Origin of the sequence: Acinetobacter sp. SFD (assembly GCF_001647575.1) — a bacterium.
GTDB lineage: Bacteria > Pseudomonadota > Gammaproteobacteria > Pseudomonadales > Moraxellaceae > Acinetobacter > Acinetobacter pecorum.
Genome location: NZ_LSZJ01000014.1, coordinates 71139 through 86350 on the forward strand (window position 1 = coordinate 71139; position 15212 = coordinate 86350).

The window sequence follows — 15212 nt, forward strand, 5'->3', positions numbered from 1 at the left end:
GGTTGATCTAAAGTTATCCTTAAACTTCAATATGATGCCAGACACTTATATTTCAACAGATCCACCAGATTCTGCCCAATCATACTTGAGATAATAGGCAGATGACTTGACCTGAGCGCAGTCTGTAATGTCATTGTAGTCAATACAGCCTATCTTCTTCTGTGCTAATGTAAGCGCCAAGAAGATGATCTATTTGCCTGGTCAAGCCTTATGAGCAAAACAACTCAACAAAATCCAGCAGTCGAGAACCCTGCGACAGAAACTGTGTCAAAACCATCAACGCGTGCTAAGCGTAGCACTAAAAATACTGATACAGTTAATACAGCAGAAAAAAGTCCGGCTAAAACCACGCGTACACGCAATACGGCTACACGTGCCAAAAAAACGACTTCAAGCCAACAAGATTCAAAATCTATAACACAAACTTCTGTTCAACAGGTACCAAACATGAGCCAAAATACAGTTCGCCGCGTTGCGATCATCGGTGGTAACCGCATTCCATTTGCACGTTCAAATGGTGCTTACTTTACGGCATCCAATACTGATATGTTCACAGCAGCCCTGAACGGTCTGGTTGAGCGTTTTAATCTACAAGGTCAACGCTTAGGGGAAGTTGTTGCCGGTGCAGTCCTGAAACACAGCCGTGATTTCAATATGACCCGTGAATGTGTCCTAAATACTGCTCTTGCAGCTGAAACACCTGCTTATGACATTCAGCAGGCCTGTGGTACTGGTTTGCAGGCAGCATTTCTGGTTGCCAACAAGATTGCTTTAGGTCAAATCGAAGTGGGCATTGCAGGTGGTGTGGATACGACTTCCGATGCACCGATTGCTTTTGGTGATGGCCTACGTAAGGCACTGCTTGAGCTGAATATCGCGAAAACTGCAAAAGACCGTCTGAAAGCATTGACCAAGATTAATGTGAAAGACCTGATGGATGCACCAAAAAATGGCGAGCCACGCACAGGTCTGTCTATGGGTGATCATCAGGCGATTACCACACTGGAATGGGGAATTTCCCGTGAAGCACAGGATGAACTTGCTGCATCTTCACACCAGAAAATGGCTGCAGCGTACGAAGAAGGTTTCTTTGATGACCTGATCACGCCATTCTTAGGCCTTGAGCGTGATAACAACCTGCGCCCAGACTCTTCAGTCGAGAAGCTGGCAAAACTTAAACCTGCTTTTGGTAAAGGTGATGCACGTACCATGACGGCGGGTAACTCTACGCCGTTAACAGATGGTGCTTCTTGTGTACTGCTCGCTTCTGAAGAATGGGCGAAGGCAAACGGTCATGAAGTGCTGGCTTACCTGACTTTCCAGGAAACTGCTGCAGTTGACTTTGTCGAGAAAAAAGAAGGGCTGTTGATGGCGCCTGCTTATGCAGTGCCACGCATGCTTGAGCGTGCGGGTCTGAAACTGCAAGACTTCGACTATTATGAAATTCATGAAGCTTTTGCATCTCAAGTATTATGTACTTTAAAAGCGTGGGAAGATCCTAAATTCTGTAAGGAGCGTTTAGGTTTAGACGCTCCACTAGGTTCAATTGACCGTGCAAAACTGAACGTAAAAGGCTCTTCACTTGCTGCTGGTCACCCGTTTGCAGCAACTGGCGGTCGTATCATTGCGACAGCAGCAAAACTGATTAACCAGAAAGGTTCAGGCCGCGTACTGGTGTCGATCTGTGCCGCAGGTGGTCAAGGTGTAACGGCAATTATTGAAAAATAATCCGTTGACCGATCCAATTAAAAAGCCCCTCATTTGAGGGGCTTTTTTATGTTTTAGCGATTTGGCATTGGATTATTTTTAAAATATTCATCCACTTTGTTCCACGGTGCAGTCGATGCTACACCTTTCACCATATTCTGGTTTATCTCCTGCCCCTGACAAAGCGCACTGTCCGGCGTTAAATGGAAAGCATTCACATTTGGATCCATATAAGGATTTGAGCCAGGACGGCGCTGGAAATAGAAATTCAGCCAGTCCACCATGGCTTCAAAACCATGTCCTGCCATTGCCCATGCACTGTTATGCCCACCCCAATGATGTCCGAATTCATGTGCAATAATACGATAGCCAGATAATCTGTAGTGGCCATAGAATAACCAGGTATCTACTCCTAATACTGCTCCACCTCCCAGACCACCACCCATATTCGTCACGCCAAGATTAATTTCATTGCGGTTAAGAATTTCTCCATAGATCTGGACATAATCTTCTGGCTGAAAGAAACCGTTCGGTCCTTCTACCTGACCATCATTGCCAAAAAAGTCGTGTCCCATGACAGATTTATGGTTAAACCATAAGGTTTCAAATTCTGGAGTACTGAGCATATAGGCCAAGTTGGTCATCATCATGACCCATTCCCGGGCATAGACCGGCGTAATACGGCACCATTTATTTGGCTCATTATAGTTACCGAAATAAATTTTCCATTTGGCTTTAATCTGGTTCAGCTTTTTGACGTGCTCATCAGTCTCAGAGCTAATTTTCAGATCAAAAATATTGCTTGGGTTTTGCGTGGTCAGACTCAAACCTGCCAGCTGGATCGAACCTGTGCCATCAAGCAACGGGAAACGGGATTGATCGGTCAACTTGAGATCAAAATTTGCCTTCGAAAATGGCGTCAAATGATCCAGCTTAGCCAGAATCACCCAGTCTTCTGAGTTTTTAATCTTGGCACGAATCTGCAAATCACGTACAGGCACAGCACTGTAACTTTGCACATGCAGGTGGTTGCCATTTAGGGTTGCCGATAAAATCTGGTTCATATAAACGTGACGCTGGCTGCTATTGGTCAAGGTTTCCCATGATTCACCATCCTGTAAAACACGGCTTCTCTCGCGTGCCTGAGATTCGGTCAAGATCACAGGTGGACTGAGTTGAGTCGATTTATTCTGTTGCAGGGTCAGCATTGGCAGAATATAAATTTTCTGATTGGCCATGTATAATAGATTCTGACCATAAATATAAAGATCGCTGGCCTTGGCCAGTCGACTGCTCTGATTTTGCCCTTTTAAAATATAATCTCGGAATGTATCTATACTTTTATTGGGTAAGATAGAGTCAAGATTAAAGGATTTTTCCTTGTAACTTTCTACAGTGCCATCATTCCGTGACACATAGACCAAGCCATCGTTATGGCGATGCATGACTGCCGACAAATGGGTTTCTGTTAAAATGGGCGCAATATTATTTTCATTTTCCTGAATCTGATTGATATCGTGGACATAGGTCATACCATCCGGCATGCTGGTATACAGATAATCACCTATGACTTCCATGCGTGCATTACAGTTGCGTGCACAGCCCGGCAAGCTGAGCCGTGCAAATTTCCGCGCTTTTAAATGGTTTTGCGCCGTTACATCACTTTGACGCCACACATTAATGCGGCCTTCAATATCAGGCACATAAACGTAACGATCATCGGCAGTCACTGCATTGCTATGTACCAGCGCATAATTAAGCGCATCGCCCCACCATACACCTGTGCCGAGTGCCATAATGAAGCTCGGCTGTTCACCACTAATATCTAGAATATCAATTCGGTTTGAGCCATAGTTGGCCACATATAAACGCCCTGCATGAATTTCCAGATCATTCAGACTGTCCCATTTTTTGGCAAGACCCGAAATTTTCATAGGATCTATGGAACTCAGAGCACGTTTTTGTCTTAAGTCATAACGTAAAATATTCGATTCTGCCTGACTGTTGGCAATATAAAGAACATCGCCCTCTACCACCATGGCGGTAGGATTCCAGCTGGTCAGACCAAAATTTCCTGCGCTTAATTCTGAACCTATATCCAGAACCTTAAACTCTGCAATTTTGCTCAGCTGCTCTCCCGTACCTGGTGTTATCACTGAATCTGGTCCTGTTGGCTGTGAGGTACTGCTATCGCTTCCTCCGCCTCCACATCCAGAGACCAATAATCCAATGAATACTGACAAGACCGTATACCTAAACAACATTAAATTCCCCAATAATTTTAAAAATTAAAATAAAAAATCAGAGTCTTATAGCTTAATTTTCAGTAGGGTTCGAGCATAAAAAATGAGGACCTGATCAAGTCCTCATCGCTGAATATTTCACCTTTGGCATTTTCCCTAAAGGAGTCTGAACTGTGTGGTATTTTTTATGGCTTATGTGATGATGAGATTTTCCGATAATCCGGCTCTAGCCCCAGCCTGGCTTCTAGATGATCATAAATCCACTGGAAGATAAAGGTATATACGAGGATACAAAGGGTTAAAGCTAAGTCCAGCAAAAAAGCTTGACCCAGACTCATGTGTAAGGCATAAGCCACCATTGGAATAGTCGCTAGCATCAAACCGCCTTCAAAGCCAATTGCATGGGCAATCCGCACTTTAATAGTCCTTTTCAAGCGATGTTTCGCTTCAAACTTTTCAAAATAATGATTAAACAGCATATTCCAGAGTACTGAAGTCACAGCCATAGCAATCCCGAGAACGCCTGTTACCTCAAGAGGCATATGCATCAATGTACTTAGCAGGACAGCGATCACGACCAGTAGAATACCTTCATATAAGGTGGCATGAATCAGTCTTCTTTTGGTAATTAACATATCAAATCAGCTTAATTCATTAGAGAGTTTAGAAATTATATTTCTTTAAACCTGATTATTCGAGTTAGAATCCATCAATAAAAATGAAAGATTGAACTATGAATGTTAATCAGGAACAACTGCTGATGTTCAAAACCGTGATGGAAACCAGTTCTTTCTCTGCGGCTGCGCGTCAACTGGGTAAAGTACCTTCAGCAGTCAGTATGGCGATTGCCAATCTGGAAATTGACCTGAATCTGGAGCTGTTCCAGCGCTCCGGCCGTGAACCTAAACCGACCCCGCAGGCACAGGTACTGTATGAGAAAACCCAGCAATTACTGGTAGAAATGAACCAGTGGAAACAGCACGCTCAAGCCTTAAGTTCAGGCCAAGAATCTGAACTGAATATCGTGGTGGTATCAGAATTGCTGCATACGCGCTGGACCGATTATATCGTGTTGCTGGAACAGGAATTTCCCTCACTGCAAATCAATGTCTTTAGTGCACCTCAGGAAGATGCACATCGTATGCTGTTTGAAGGTTCAGCACAGCTGGCCCTGATGTTTGAACGCGAACAACTGGAAACCCGTGAACAGTTTGTGGAAGTAAAGCGTGAGGTGCTGGTCGCTGTAGTCGCCAAACAGCACCCCTTAAGTCAGTTTGCTCAAGTCAGCTATGAACAGATTTTGCAAAACAGGCAGATTGTGGTGGCCAGTCGCGATCGCACCATCAAGCCAGAACTGCTCTTTTCAAGAAATTACTGGCGCACCGACAACCATCACTCGGCTTGCAGCATGATTCAGCAAGGACTGGGCTGGGGGGTTCTGCCACTCGAGATGCTGAATGAGCAACCACATTTGCAAGATCAGTTACAGGTTTTAAATCTGCTCGATTTCACACCAAAGTTTGCATATTTTGTTGATCTGGTCTGGAGCCGGGAAACCCGACTAGGCACAGCTGCTCATTTTTTGATTGATCACTTGCGCAAACAACGTCAAATCGGGCATTAATCACAGAAATTCAACGACAGTCTACTTGGTTAACTGGCTATTTATGATATATAAGAATGCATAAGCAATAACCATAGAACTAGATCGTAATGACATTAACTGCGTTAAACCAATTAAAAAACTTGACGACCATTGTGGCAGATAGCAGTGATTTAAGTGCAATTGAAAAATTTCGCCCTCTGGATGCAACGACCAATCCATCGCTGATTACTGCAGCAGCGAAACAACCTGAAAATCAGGCTTTAATTGAAGCTGCTTTTGAGCAGGCCCAGCAAGAAGGTTATGTGGATAATGCCCTGATCGAACGTACCATTGATATTTTGACGGTCAAATTCGGGGTTGAAATCTTAAAACTGGTTGAAGGCCGTGTTTCGACAGAAGTCGATGCTTCGCTCTCCTTTAATACCGAAGCTACGATTGCCAAAGCCAAAGAACTGCTGGCACTTTATGCACAATATGGAATTGATTCAGACCGCATCCTGATCAAGATTGCCTCTACCTGGCAAGGTATCCAGGCAGCAAAAGCGCTGGAAGAAGAAGGTATTCATACCAACCTGACTTTATTATTTGGCCAGCACCAGGCCCATGCCTGTGCGGATGCAAAAGTAACCTTAATCTCGCCTTTTGTCGGCCGTATTCTGGACTGGTACAAAAAAGCTGAAGGTGTTGAAGCTTACCCGATTGAAAAAGATCCGGGTGTACTTTCGGTCAAGCGTATTTATGAATTTTACAAGGCACACGGTATTCAGACTGAAATCATGGGCGCCAGCTTCCGCAGTATTGATCAGGTTTTAGGCTTGAGCGGCTGCGACCTGCTCACGGTAGCACCAAACCTGCTGGCCGAACTGGAAAATGATCAGCGTGAAGTGCAGGCGCAACTCTCAGCCAAAGATATTCAAGTTCAAGGTGAACTCAGTCCAATCAGCCATGCCGAGTTTGATGCACAATTGAAGCAGGATCCGATGGCCAGTGAATTATTGCAAGGCGGCATTGATGGTTTCATTAAAGCACGTGAACAACTGGCTGCTTTATTACGTGAAACTTTCCTGAGTACCACTGAAATTTAAAGAAAATTTAGCCAGTTTCTCCAAGCCGATGTTGCTATAATGCTGCATCGGCTTTTTTGTTCTTGCGAGCTTTTCGTGTTTGGTATCACAGATCTAACGACCTTTATCATTGGAACTACGTTGATTGTGTTACTACCCGGACCGAACTCTCTGTATGTCATGTCGATTGCCTCCCGTTTTGGCATTAAAACAGGTTATAAGGGCGCATTGGGGGTATATACAGGCGACCTGATCCTGATTACATGTACAGCACTGGGTGCGGCCTCGCTTCTACATGCCTTTCCGGTACTGTTTATCGCCCTGAAAATTATCGGAGCGATCTATCTCAGTTACCTCGGTATCAAGCTGCTCATTGCAGCCTATCAGACTTTCTTTCCGGCAAAGGCATCGCAACGTGTACAGATTAAAAAGACGACCTCAGATACGGTAGAATCGATTCAGCCCTTTCGTACCGCACTTACCATTAGCATCTTAAATCCCAAAGCAATTCTGTTTTACCTGTCTTTTTTTGTGCAATTTGTCGATCCTGCCTATCCTTACCCTGCCCTGACAATCACGATACTGGCTGTGATCCTGCAATTGATCAGCATGACCTATCTTTCAATCCTGATTGTTTCCGGGGTTAAACTGGCGTCCTATTTCAACCAGAATTATAAAGTAACTGCCAGCTGTGTCGCGGCGGTCGGGATTCTATTTTGTGGTTTTGGTCTTAAACTGGCGACCTCAACATTCTAGAATCCAGGTTTTTCAACCCCTTTCGCCTTTCTTAAATTTGTTAAAAGCATTGTTTTGATACATGAAAAGCGTATGATTTAAACGCATTTAGAAATAGTGTCATGGATGATGCCTAAACTTTTACAAGATCTCTCCTTTCCTGCCATCATGGCCGGTTTTATTACCTGCATGATTGGTATCAGTGTTTCTGCCGTACTGGTCATTGAAGCTGCGCAAAGTCTGGGTGCCAATGCTGCACAAATCAGTTCCTGGTTATGGGCACTGGGTATAGGTATTGGAGTTTCCGGGTTTCTGCTTTCCTGGAAATATCGCTATCCGATTTCAACCGCCTGGTCGACTGCCGGTCTGGCGCTGGTCATTGCTTCTGCCGGTCACTATAGTCTGGGTGAAGCAATTGGCGCTTTTCTGATTTCAGGTATCCTGATTGCCTGTCTGGGATTTTTTGGAATTTTCGAGCGAATTTTCCAGTTTATTCCACAAAGTTTGACCAGTGCCATGCTGGCAGGTGTGCTACTAAAATTTGGCATCTCGGTCTTTGGCAGTCTGCAACAGTCCTGGCCATTTGTACTTTGTGTACTGGCAGTTTATCTGGTTTCCAAAAAACTGAGTATGCGTTATAGCATCGTGATTACTGTCTTGATGGCTATCCTCCTATGCCCTTTCTTTATTGATTTCACTATTCCTGCACTGAACTGGAGTATTGCCCAGCCGGTCTGGACTACGCCTGAATTTAGCCTACAAGCCCTTTTAGGCTTGGCCTTACCCTTATTGGTGATTAACCTGGCATCGCAATACCTGCCCGGCTTGGCTGTGATTAAAAGTTATGGCTATCCACCCAAGGTCAATCCGATTTTAGGCTGGACGGGTATTACCCAGGCAATGTTGGCACCCTTTGGCTGTTTCAGTGTCAACCTTGCCGCAATCAGTGCGGCAGTCAGTCTGGATGCCCAAGCGCATCCTGATCCGGCCAAACGTTATATTGCAGGGATGAGCTGCGGCCTGTTTTATATTTTGATGGGTTTTTTTGCTGCGACCTTGACCAGTGTACTGATGACTTTTCCGGGGATTCTGATTACCGTCTTAGCAGGAATTGCCCTGTTTGGCACCATTGGCCACAATATTGCGCTGGCTTTTCAGGACAGTCACGACCGTGAAGCGGCACTGATGACCTTCCTGTTTAGTGCATCCAATATCCAGTTTTTTGGAATCGGTTCAGCTTTCTGGGGACTGCTACTTGGTTTGACGGTTTATTTGCTATTTAAACTTAAACCGCAAATGGCATAAGCTTATTGTAAAAATGAGGCAGCTACTTTGTCTGCCTTTTTAATGCCCTGCAGTTTGGGAAAACAGGTTAATCACCACCACACCGGAAATGATCAGTGCAATCCCGATAAAAGCTGGCAAATCCAGCGCCTGTTTAAATATGACATAGCCTACAATTGCCGTAAGAACGATGCCTACTCCCGCCCAGATCGCATAGGCAATGCCTAAAGGAATTACTTTAATCACCTGAGAGAGTAAATAAAACGCAATACAGAATAAAATGACCACAGCTAGAGAAGGTCATAATCGGGTAAAACCTTCCGACTTCACCAGAAATGTAGATCCAGTTACTTCTGCAATGATGGCCAAAGCCAACAATAAATATGCCCATGAGACAGGATTCATCTCTTAAACTCCAGAATATTTTTTAATGATTTGTCGGGGCTATTGACTAAAACTAGACATAAGAAATTCATCCTGCTTAATCCCATCTTTAAGGGGAAAGCTGATGTAAAAAATCCAGTGTCTTGATAAAAGTTTCCTGACTTTCTTTCTTGCCCATAAAAAACTGATATTCATGAATCAGCCAGGCTTTAGATTCCGGATAAAACACTGCAGTCACTGGAATCTTCTGCTCCTGTAAGGCTTTCACAAAAGGCAAAGACTGGGTATCGGTCAGAAAGTCCTTATTGCCTCCACTGATGAACACCGGCGGATAAGACGGCGTAATATACTGAATCGGAGAAATATGCTTTAAAAATGTCGCATCATTCTTGCGCTCACCCGTATAAGCCTGAATCAGGTTATACACCCCCCACTCCACAATTTTCATTTCTTCAGGTGCAGTGCTGGCAAATGCTTCCAGATCATATATCCCGCAGTGCAGAATCAGCCCCTTAAGCTGCCCGGGTTGCAGATAAGGCTGAATACCGGATTCCTCGGCAAATGCGGGATTAGTCAAAAGTGCGGCATAATGACTGGCGAGATTGGCTCCGGCAGAATCCCCGGCCAGATATAGGTTCTGGGCATCAATATGGTAGGTTTCCGCATAAGTATCTAGAAATTTGAGTGCCTGATTGATCTGGTGTAGCTGGCTAGGATAGGTAGCTTTAGGCGCAAACTGATATTGTACGGAGACTACATTATAACCTTGAGCGGCCAGAAGCTTGAAATATCCCCGTGCATGCTCTTTAGAACCTGAAATCCAGCCTCCCCCATGAATCCAGACAATGGTGGGGCGTGGGCCAATACTGGCAATATTCTGTGGCTGATACAAATCCAGAGACAAGTTTTGCTGCGGCGCATAGATAATATTTTGCTGCACGATGACAGCACCAGGCGCATAACGATCCATCACTTTTTGCTGCAAGCCCGTGGTCAGGTTAAAAGCACTGGCAATAACTTTACTGTTCTGTACAGTCTGGCAGCCGGAGAGGATGACTGAACTTATCAGCAAAAGATGAATAGCGAAAAACCTCAACACTTTCTCCTCTATATATGATCTAAAAACAGGCTACAGCAGTCTAAACCATCCTTGTGTAAACGAGGACCATTCATCCACTTTTTTTTAATCATTAAAACTGCTATCCCGAGTTTTTTACTCTGTTTTTTTCATTACTTTTACATTAAAAATATTTGTAATTTAATGAGTTTTTTCAATTTTACCGCTTTTTTGCAATTGCACCTGTTACAGCACTATGCTATCAATAAACCAAGGCAAAAATTAAACAACCTGCGGAGAAAAGCCATGACCTATCAACATATTTTAGTCCCAGTGGACGGTTCAGAAATTTCCTTTTCTGCAGTAAGACATGCTGCCAAAATTGCCAAGGCATTCGGTAGTCAGCTTTCTCTGATCAGCCTGATTGCAGAAGATCCTTTTACCGAGGCTGATTTTTATTACAGCTCTTCTATCATGAAAGAATATTTTGTCGAGGCACATGCTAATGCCAAAAAGGCATTGAAAGAAGCTACTGCCATCGCAGCCGCTGAAGGTATTGAAGCAGACTCCCGCATAGTCACAGGTTTAGTCAATGCAGAGCATATTGCGCAAACCGCCAATGAAGTAAACGCGGACTTGATTGTCATGGGTTCTCATGGTCGCAAAGGCTTCCAGAAAATGATTCTAGGCAGCTTTGCACAGGATGTTTTGGGTGCAAGTGAAATCCCGGTATTGATCGTGAAAAAATAATCCAGTTACTGCGCATCTTCAGGATGCGCAGTACTTATTCATTTATCTTTTCAGTTATTTTTGCAGTTCAAACAAGACATCCTGTAGCGATTCATTCATTCAAGCCATATTCGCCCTTAGCACCATAATAAATATGAGGAAGCACCATGAATAACTATGATCATATTCTCGTAGCAGTCGATGAATCCCCGATTTCCTATGCTGCCGCAGAACATGCCCTCGAGCTGGCCAAAGTTTTTCATAGCCATGTTACTTTGCTCAGTGTGATTGCAGTGGACCCCTTCACGGGCGTAGATTTCTACAAAGTTGCTCCGGCAGTCACAGACTACTTTATGCATGCAGAACAAAATGCACTTGATCGTTTAAACGAGCTAAAATTGAACTTTGTTCGTGATGGCATAGAGGTTACAACAAAAGTCGTGCATGGTATGCCACCCTCAGAAGGCATTATGCAGGCTGCAGATGAATCATCAGCTGATCTCATCATCATGGGCTCACATGGCCGTAAGGGCCTGCAAAAACTGATGCTCGGCAGCGTAGCGCAGAATGTTCTGGCAATTTCTCCAATACCTGTACTCATCGTCAGACAATAAATAATAGTACCTGATCAAAGCAGAGCCTGCGTCATGCAGGCTTTTAACGGAGCTTTTGATTGAGTTCACTTAAGAAAATTTCAGCATCAAGTTGGCTTTGAAATACTTTTTTGTATTCTCCGACCTGCTGAATAGAATGCGGCGTATATTGAATAGAAATTTCAAATAAACCATTTTCAGGATTCTTGCTGACATGTATGGCAATAATATGCTGGCTATTTAAATAAAAACCATCTTCAATTTTCACTAACATATCTTGGACAACCTCTAGTAAGTGAATCTGTAGATCCCTTTACCTAGCTTACAGCTTAATAAACAAATACTCTTTTCCGTATAATCATACTGTAACACCCTTTGATACTTGACTCGGCCTTTAGGGAAATTCAACTGTATTTAAAGACAGCATTTGAAAAAGTAAAAAAAACCGGATCATGTCGATCCGGTTTTTTAACAATGAATGTTATACGCTGAGCATACTATTGAGTGTCTCAGACACGTTTTTAGATTTGACCAGTGGCTTTAAGGTTTCAAGCTGTGCTTTCACTTCACTGCGTTGCGGTTCTGCCAAGGTATACCAGCGTGACAATACCTGTAGCAAACGTGAGCCCACGATCGGATTTTTCTCATCCAGATATTTTGCCAGACCAATAAAATGCTGTACGCCAAAGCTCCAGGTATTGACTGGGTTGGCATTCAAACCACCACTGACTGCACGAATACGGTTAGGCACCGCCAGATCATAATCCGGATGTTGGGTCAAATACGCAATCGTTGCATCCGTGGCTTTTGGATGTGCTGCCTGAACCATAAACCATTGATCCAAAGACAAGGCTTCGTCTTCAAAACGGCTATAGAAATCGGCCAGAGCTTCTTGTGCTTGTGGCGCATCATTCCAGACCAGGACTTTCAGCGCCCCTAAACGTTCAGACATATTGCCTGTATGATACCGCTCATAGGCCAAATCAAAGGCAGATGCATCTCCCTGACGAGCCATCATCGTCAGCATGATGTTTCTCAGGGCACGCACCCCCATCGCTTGCGAGAAATCAGATTGCAGATCTGGATCCAGACTCAGATAAGTTTCTTTCGCTGTTTCTCCAAAGGCACGGGCCAGAGTATGCAGCAAAGCCTCACGCTTTTCCTGAATCATGGCTGGCTGATAATCCTGATCAATACGGCTGCCCAAGTAACCTTCAGATGGTACATCAAATAGACGTGATGCCAGCAGTGGATCTTTCTCAATCATATCCGGCAAGGTATTAAGCATGGCCTGAATATAGATCTCGGCAGGTTGATCATCCAGCAGGATACGTTCAAGTAAGGTTTGGGTCGCCTGCCACTGGTTAAAACCATTGGTCTCATATTGCAACAGGAAAGCCAGTTCTTTTTCTGAATAGTCAAAGTCCAGATTTACCGGTGCAGAGAAATTGCGCAGCAAGGACACCACCGGTTTCGCTGCAACACCACTAAACTCGATCGTTGCCTCATCCTGATCAAACAGATACATGCCATCCTTAACGCCATTTTCAAAGAGTGCCTTAGAATTTAGCGTTAGCTGTTCACCGCTTTCAGCATCAAACAGTGCTAAAGCAACTGGAATTGGAACTGCTTTCAGATTCGGGTATTTGGCATGCGGTTTCAGGCTTTGCTTAAAGCTGAGACGATAGATTTGGGTCTCTACATCGTACTCAGCTTTTACTTGCAGTTTAGGCGTACCTGGCTGGTTGTACCAGGTCAGGAAGTTTGAAAGATCCACACCTGAACCTGCTGTAAGCGCGGCCACCCAATCTTCAACTGTTACCGCCTGACCATCATGACGGCGGAAATATTCATCTGTACCTTGGCGGAATTTTTCCTTGCCAAGCAAGGTCGCCATCATGCGGTTAATTTCCGCACCTTTTTCATAAACAGTGGCAGTATAGAAGTTGTTAATTTCTACAAAATGATCCGGACGCGGTGGATGTGACAATGGTCCTGAATCTTCCGGGAACTGATGCGCTTTCAGAACCGCCACATCATCAATACGCTGTACCGCAGCCGACTGCAAATCTTCCGAGAAAGACTGGTCACGGAATACAGTCAGGCCCTCCTTAAGACATAACTGGAACCAGTCACGACAGGTAATCCGGTTACCGGTCCAGTTATGGAAGTATTCATGGGCAATGACTGACTGCACCCGCATGATGGCGGCATCAGTAGTGTACTCTTCATCGGCCAGCACGCATGAAGTATTAAAGATATTCAGACCTTTATTTTCCATGGCACCCATGTTGAATGCACTGGTCGCCACAATCATGTAGTTATCCAGATCATAAGGCAGACCATAATGCTCCTCATCCCAGCGCATGGAATGTTTGAGCGCTTCCATGGCAATCTTGCATTTTGGAATATCTTTTTCTTCTGCATAGATTTCCAGAGCCACATTGCGGCCTTCCGAAGTAACATAATGATCTTTCATCACGGCCAGATCACCAATCACACAGGCGAACAAATAGCTCGGTTTTTTGGTCGGATCCTGCCAGATGGCATAGTGACGATTGGCATCTACTTCACCAGTTTCCAGCAGGTTACCATTCGCAAGCAAGACCGGATATTTCTTGTCTGCCTCTACACGCGTCGTAAAGACCGACAACACATCAGGACGGTCTGGATAGAAAGTAATTTTACGGAACCCTTCTGGTTCATTTTGGGTCACAAACAGATCTGAGCTGGCCTGATATAAGCCTTCCAGCATCGTATTACTTTCAGGATGGATTTTAACCACAATTTCAAGTGATACCTGATCAGGTGCATTGGCAATGACCAGCTGTTCAGCATCCAGGTGGTAGTCACTGGCATTCAGGGGTTGACCATTTAACCGGATCGATTGCAGTTCCAGATCACGGCCAAGCAGAACCAGATCGCCAGCTGTCTGACGCTGCATCTCGAGCTTGCTGCTGACCAGACTGTGGTCACTGTAGACTTGAATATTCAGGTCTACAGAATCGACGACAAAGGAAGGTTTTTGATAGTCTTTTAAATAAATGGTTTGATCCGCTTCGATCACCGGGTTTGCCGCAATATTCATGTCCTGTCCTAATCTTTTATCGTGTTCGACATTGTTCATGTCAAAATCATACGCCAAGTTTGAAACGCTGTCTGTGCATTTGTATTGTCAGATCTAATATGGGCATTTCATGCACCACTTTCAATGCATTCTGCCTAAATGGGCAGCACTCAGCTCTACATAAGAAATATCTGTGCCATAAAAATAGTCAGAATCATAATTTCTTACATTCTCATAAATAACTGATTTAAAAATACATAATTTTATTTGCAGAGTACCGCATAAATGCAGATTAAAAAATGAGCACACTTCTTGCTACAGTTAAACTGTGTTTTCCACACTTCCAATGAAAGAATAATGATAACAATGATGAGGTGAGTCATGTATTTAAAACAGCATGTAATACGGATTGAAAATATTAAAACTTTGCAGACTCTGGACCAGGCCAATATTGACCATAAAGTGATTGCGCTCTTGATGAGCTGTGAAGGCATTCCGCTTCAGGCCCATGAAGTGACTGCCATTCTCAACACCTACGATGCACTCGGTGCCAAAAAAGTTCCTTCTAAAAAGGTTCAGGCCTTAATTCATGCCAAACATCGCGGAGAGCAGGACGATACTTTACCCTGCCCGGTTTAAAAAGTGTCATTTCATGTTTTAAAATCAGAGCTACTTCGGTAGCTCTTCTCCTGTTTGTGTGGCTGTTTTTGATTATAAAAAATTGCGCCAGTCCACTACGTTTG

At 44.1% G+C, this 15212-nt stretch carries 13 protein-coding genes and 1 pseudogene; 8 read left to right on the forward strand and 6 right to left on the reverse strand.

What is annotated here, in order from left to right; all coding sequences use genetic code 11:
- Window positions 1-210: 210 nt before the first annotated feature.
- Entirely contained in the window at window positions 211-1728 is a 1518-nt protein-coding gene (locus AY605_RS11550) for an acetyl-CoA C-acetyltransferase (protein ID WP_064096538.1), read from the forward strand.
- A 53-nt stretch (window positions 1729-1781) separates the two neighbouring features.
- Here AY605_RS11550 and AY605_RS11555 read toward each other — a convergent pair whose 3' ends face one another.
- Together AY605_RS11555 and AY605_RS11560 are read right to left on the reverse strand one after the other, a co-directional pair.
- On the reverse strand, window positions 1782-3971 hold the full coding sequence (locus tag AY605_RS11555) for a hypothetical protein (protein ID WP_064096539.1): 2190 nt from the start codon (window positions 3969-3971) through the stop codon (window positions 1782-1784).
- Between the two features lie 164 nt (window positions 3972-4135).
- On the reverse strand, window positions 4136-4585 hold the full coding sequence (locus AY605_RS11560; RefSeq protein ID WP_064096540.1) for an AceI family chlorhexidine efflux PACE transporter: 450 nt from the start codon (window positions 4583-4585) through the stop codon (window positions 4136-4138).
- Between the two features lie 98 nt (window positions 4586-4683).
- On the opposite strand from AY605_RS11560, the gene AY605_RS11565 reads away from it, so the two are divergent.
- The 4 genes from AY605_RS11565 (at window position 4684) to AY605_RS11580 (ending at window position 8660) form a co-directional block, all read left to right on the forward strand.
- Window positions 4684-5574 (forward strand): LysR family transcriptional regulator, encoded by an 891-nt coding sequence (locus tag AY605_RS11565; protein WP_064096541.1) that lies wholly within the window; start codon window positions 4684-4686, stop codon window positions 5572-5574.
- Window positions 5575-5663: 89 nt separating this feature from the next.
- On the forward strand, window positions 5664-6641 hold the full coding sequence (tal, locus tag AY605_RS11570; protein ID WP_064096542.1) for a transaldolase: 978 nt from the start codon (window positions 5664-5666) through the stop codon (window positions 6639-6641).
- A 75-nt stretch (window positions 6642-6716) separates the two neighbouring features.
- The gene (gene leuE, locus AY605_RS11575; protein ID WP_064096543.1) at window positions 6717-7376 is read left to right on the forward strand and encodes a leucine efflux protein LeuE; all 660 of its coding nucleotides are present in this window, start codon (window positions 6717-6719) and stop codon (window positions 7374-7376) included.
- Between the two features lie 108 nt (window positions 7377-7484).
- Window positions 7485-8660, forward strand: coding sequence for a benzoate/H(+) symporter BenE family transporter (locus AY605_RS11580; RefSeq protein ID WP_064096669.1), 1176 nt, complete (start codon window positions 7485-7487; stop codon window positions 8658-8660).
- Between the two features lie 39 nt (window positions 8661-8699).
- On the opposite strand, the pseudogene AY605_RS11585 reads toward AY605_RS11580, so the two are convergent.
- Window positions 8700-9044 (reverse strand): annotated as a pseudogene (locus tag AY605_RS11585) (SMR family transporter).
- A gap of 88 nt (window positions 9045-9132) precedes the next feature.
- Window positions 9133-10119 carry an alpha/beta hydrolase gene (locus AY605_RS11590; protein ID WP_064096544.1) on the reverse strand — a complete coding sequence of 329 codons (987 nt, stop codon included), beginning with the start codon at window positions 10117-10119 and terminating at the stop codon, window positions 9133-9135.
- Between the two features lie 267 nt (window positions 10120-10386).
- On the opposite strand from AY605_RS11590, the gene AY605_RS11595 reads away from it, so the two are divergent.
- Window positions 10387-10830, forward strand: coding sequence for a universal stress protein (locus AY605_RS11595; protein WP_064096545.1), 444 nt, complete (start codon window positions 10387-10389; stop codon window positions 10828-10830).
- 146 nt (window positions 10831-10976) lie between these two features.
- On the forward strand, window positions 10977-11423 hold the full coding sequence (locus AY605_RS11600; protein WP_064096546.1) for a universal stress protein: 447 nt from the start codon (window positions 10977-10979) through the stop codon (window positions 11421-11423).
- A 43-nt stretch (window positions 11424-11466) separates the two neighbouring features.
- On the opposite strand, the gene AY605_RS11605 is transcribed toward AY605_RS11600, so the two are convergent.
- Together AY605_RS11605 and pepN are read right to left on the reverse strand one after the other, a co-directional pair.
- A complete protein-coding gene (locus AY605_RS11605; RefSeq protein WP_064096547.1) occupies window positions 11467-11676 on the reverse strand; it encodes a hypothetical protein in 210 nt (69 codons plus the stop codon).
- Window positions 11677-11883: 207 nt separating this feature from the next.
- A complete protein-coding gene (gene pepN, locus AY605_RS11610; RefSeq protein ID WP_064096548.1) occupies window positions 11884-14490 on the reverse strand; it encodes an aminopeptidase N in 2607 nt (868 codons plus the stop codon).
- Window positions 14491-14850: 360 nt separating this feature from the next.
- Between pepN and AY605_RS11615 the strand changes: the two genes are divergently transcribed.
- Window positions 14851-15108, forward strand: coding sequence for a hypothetical protein (locus AY605_RS11615; RefSeq protein WP_064096549.1), 258 nt, complete (start codon window positions 14851-14853; stop codon window positions 15106-15108).
- The last annotated feature ends 104 nt before the right edge of the window (window positions 15109-15212 follow it).

What these genes read in the sequence shown, in the direction of transcription:
- AY605_RS11605 (WP_064096547.1), bottom strand. Translation starts at nt 11,676, where the DNA reads ATGTTAGTGAAAATTGAAGATGGTTTTTATTTAAATAGCCAGCATATT.
- AY605_RS11565 (WP_064096541.1), top strand. Translation starts at nt 4,684, where the DNA reads ATGAATGTTAATCAGGAACAACTGCTGATGTTCAAAACCGTGATGGAA.
- AY605_RS11600 (WP_064096546.1), top strand. Translation starts at nt 10,977, where the DNA reads ATGAATAACTATGATCATATTCTCGTAGCAGTCGATGAATCCCCGATT.
- AY605_RS11595 (WP_064096545.1), top strand. Translation starts at nt 10,387, where the DNA reads ATGACCTATCAACATATTTTAGTCCCAGTGGACGGTTCAGAAATTTCC.
- pepN (WP_064096548.1), bottom strand. Translation starts at nt 14,490, where the DNA reads ATGAATATTGCGGCAAACCCGGTGATCGAAGCGGATCAAACCATTTAT.
- AY605_RS11560 (WP_064096540.1), bottom strand. Translation starts at nt 4,585, where the DNA reads ATGTTAATTACCAAAAGAAGACTGATTCATGCCACCTTATATGAAGGT.
- AY605_RS11555 (WP_064096539.1), bottom strand. Translation starts at nt 3,971, where the DNA reads ATGTTGTTTAGGTATACGGTCTTGTCAGTATTCATTGGATTATTGGTC.
- tal (WP_064096542.1), top strand. Translation starts at nt 5,664, where the DNA reads ATGACATTAACTGCGTTAAACCAATTAAAAAACTTGACGACCATTGTG.
- AY605_RS11580 (WP_064096669.1), top strand. Translation starts at nt 7,485, where the DNA reads ATGCCTAAACTTTTACAAGATCTCTCCTTTCCTGCCATCATGGCCGGT.
- AY605_RS11615 (WP_064096549.1), top strand. Translation starts at nt 14,851, where the DNA reads ATGTATTTAAAACAGCATGTAATACGGATTGAAAATATTAAAACTTTG.
- AY605_RS11550 (WP_064096538.1), top strand. Translation starts at nt 211, where the DNA reads ATGAGCAAAACAACTCAACAAAATCCAGCAGTCGAGAACCCTGCGACA.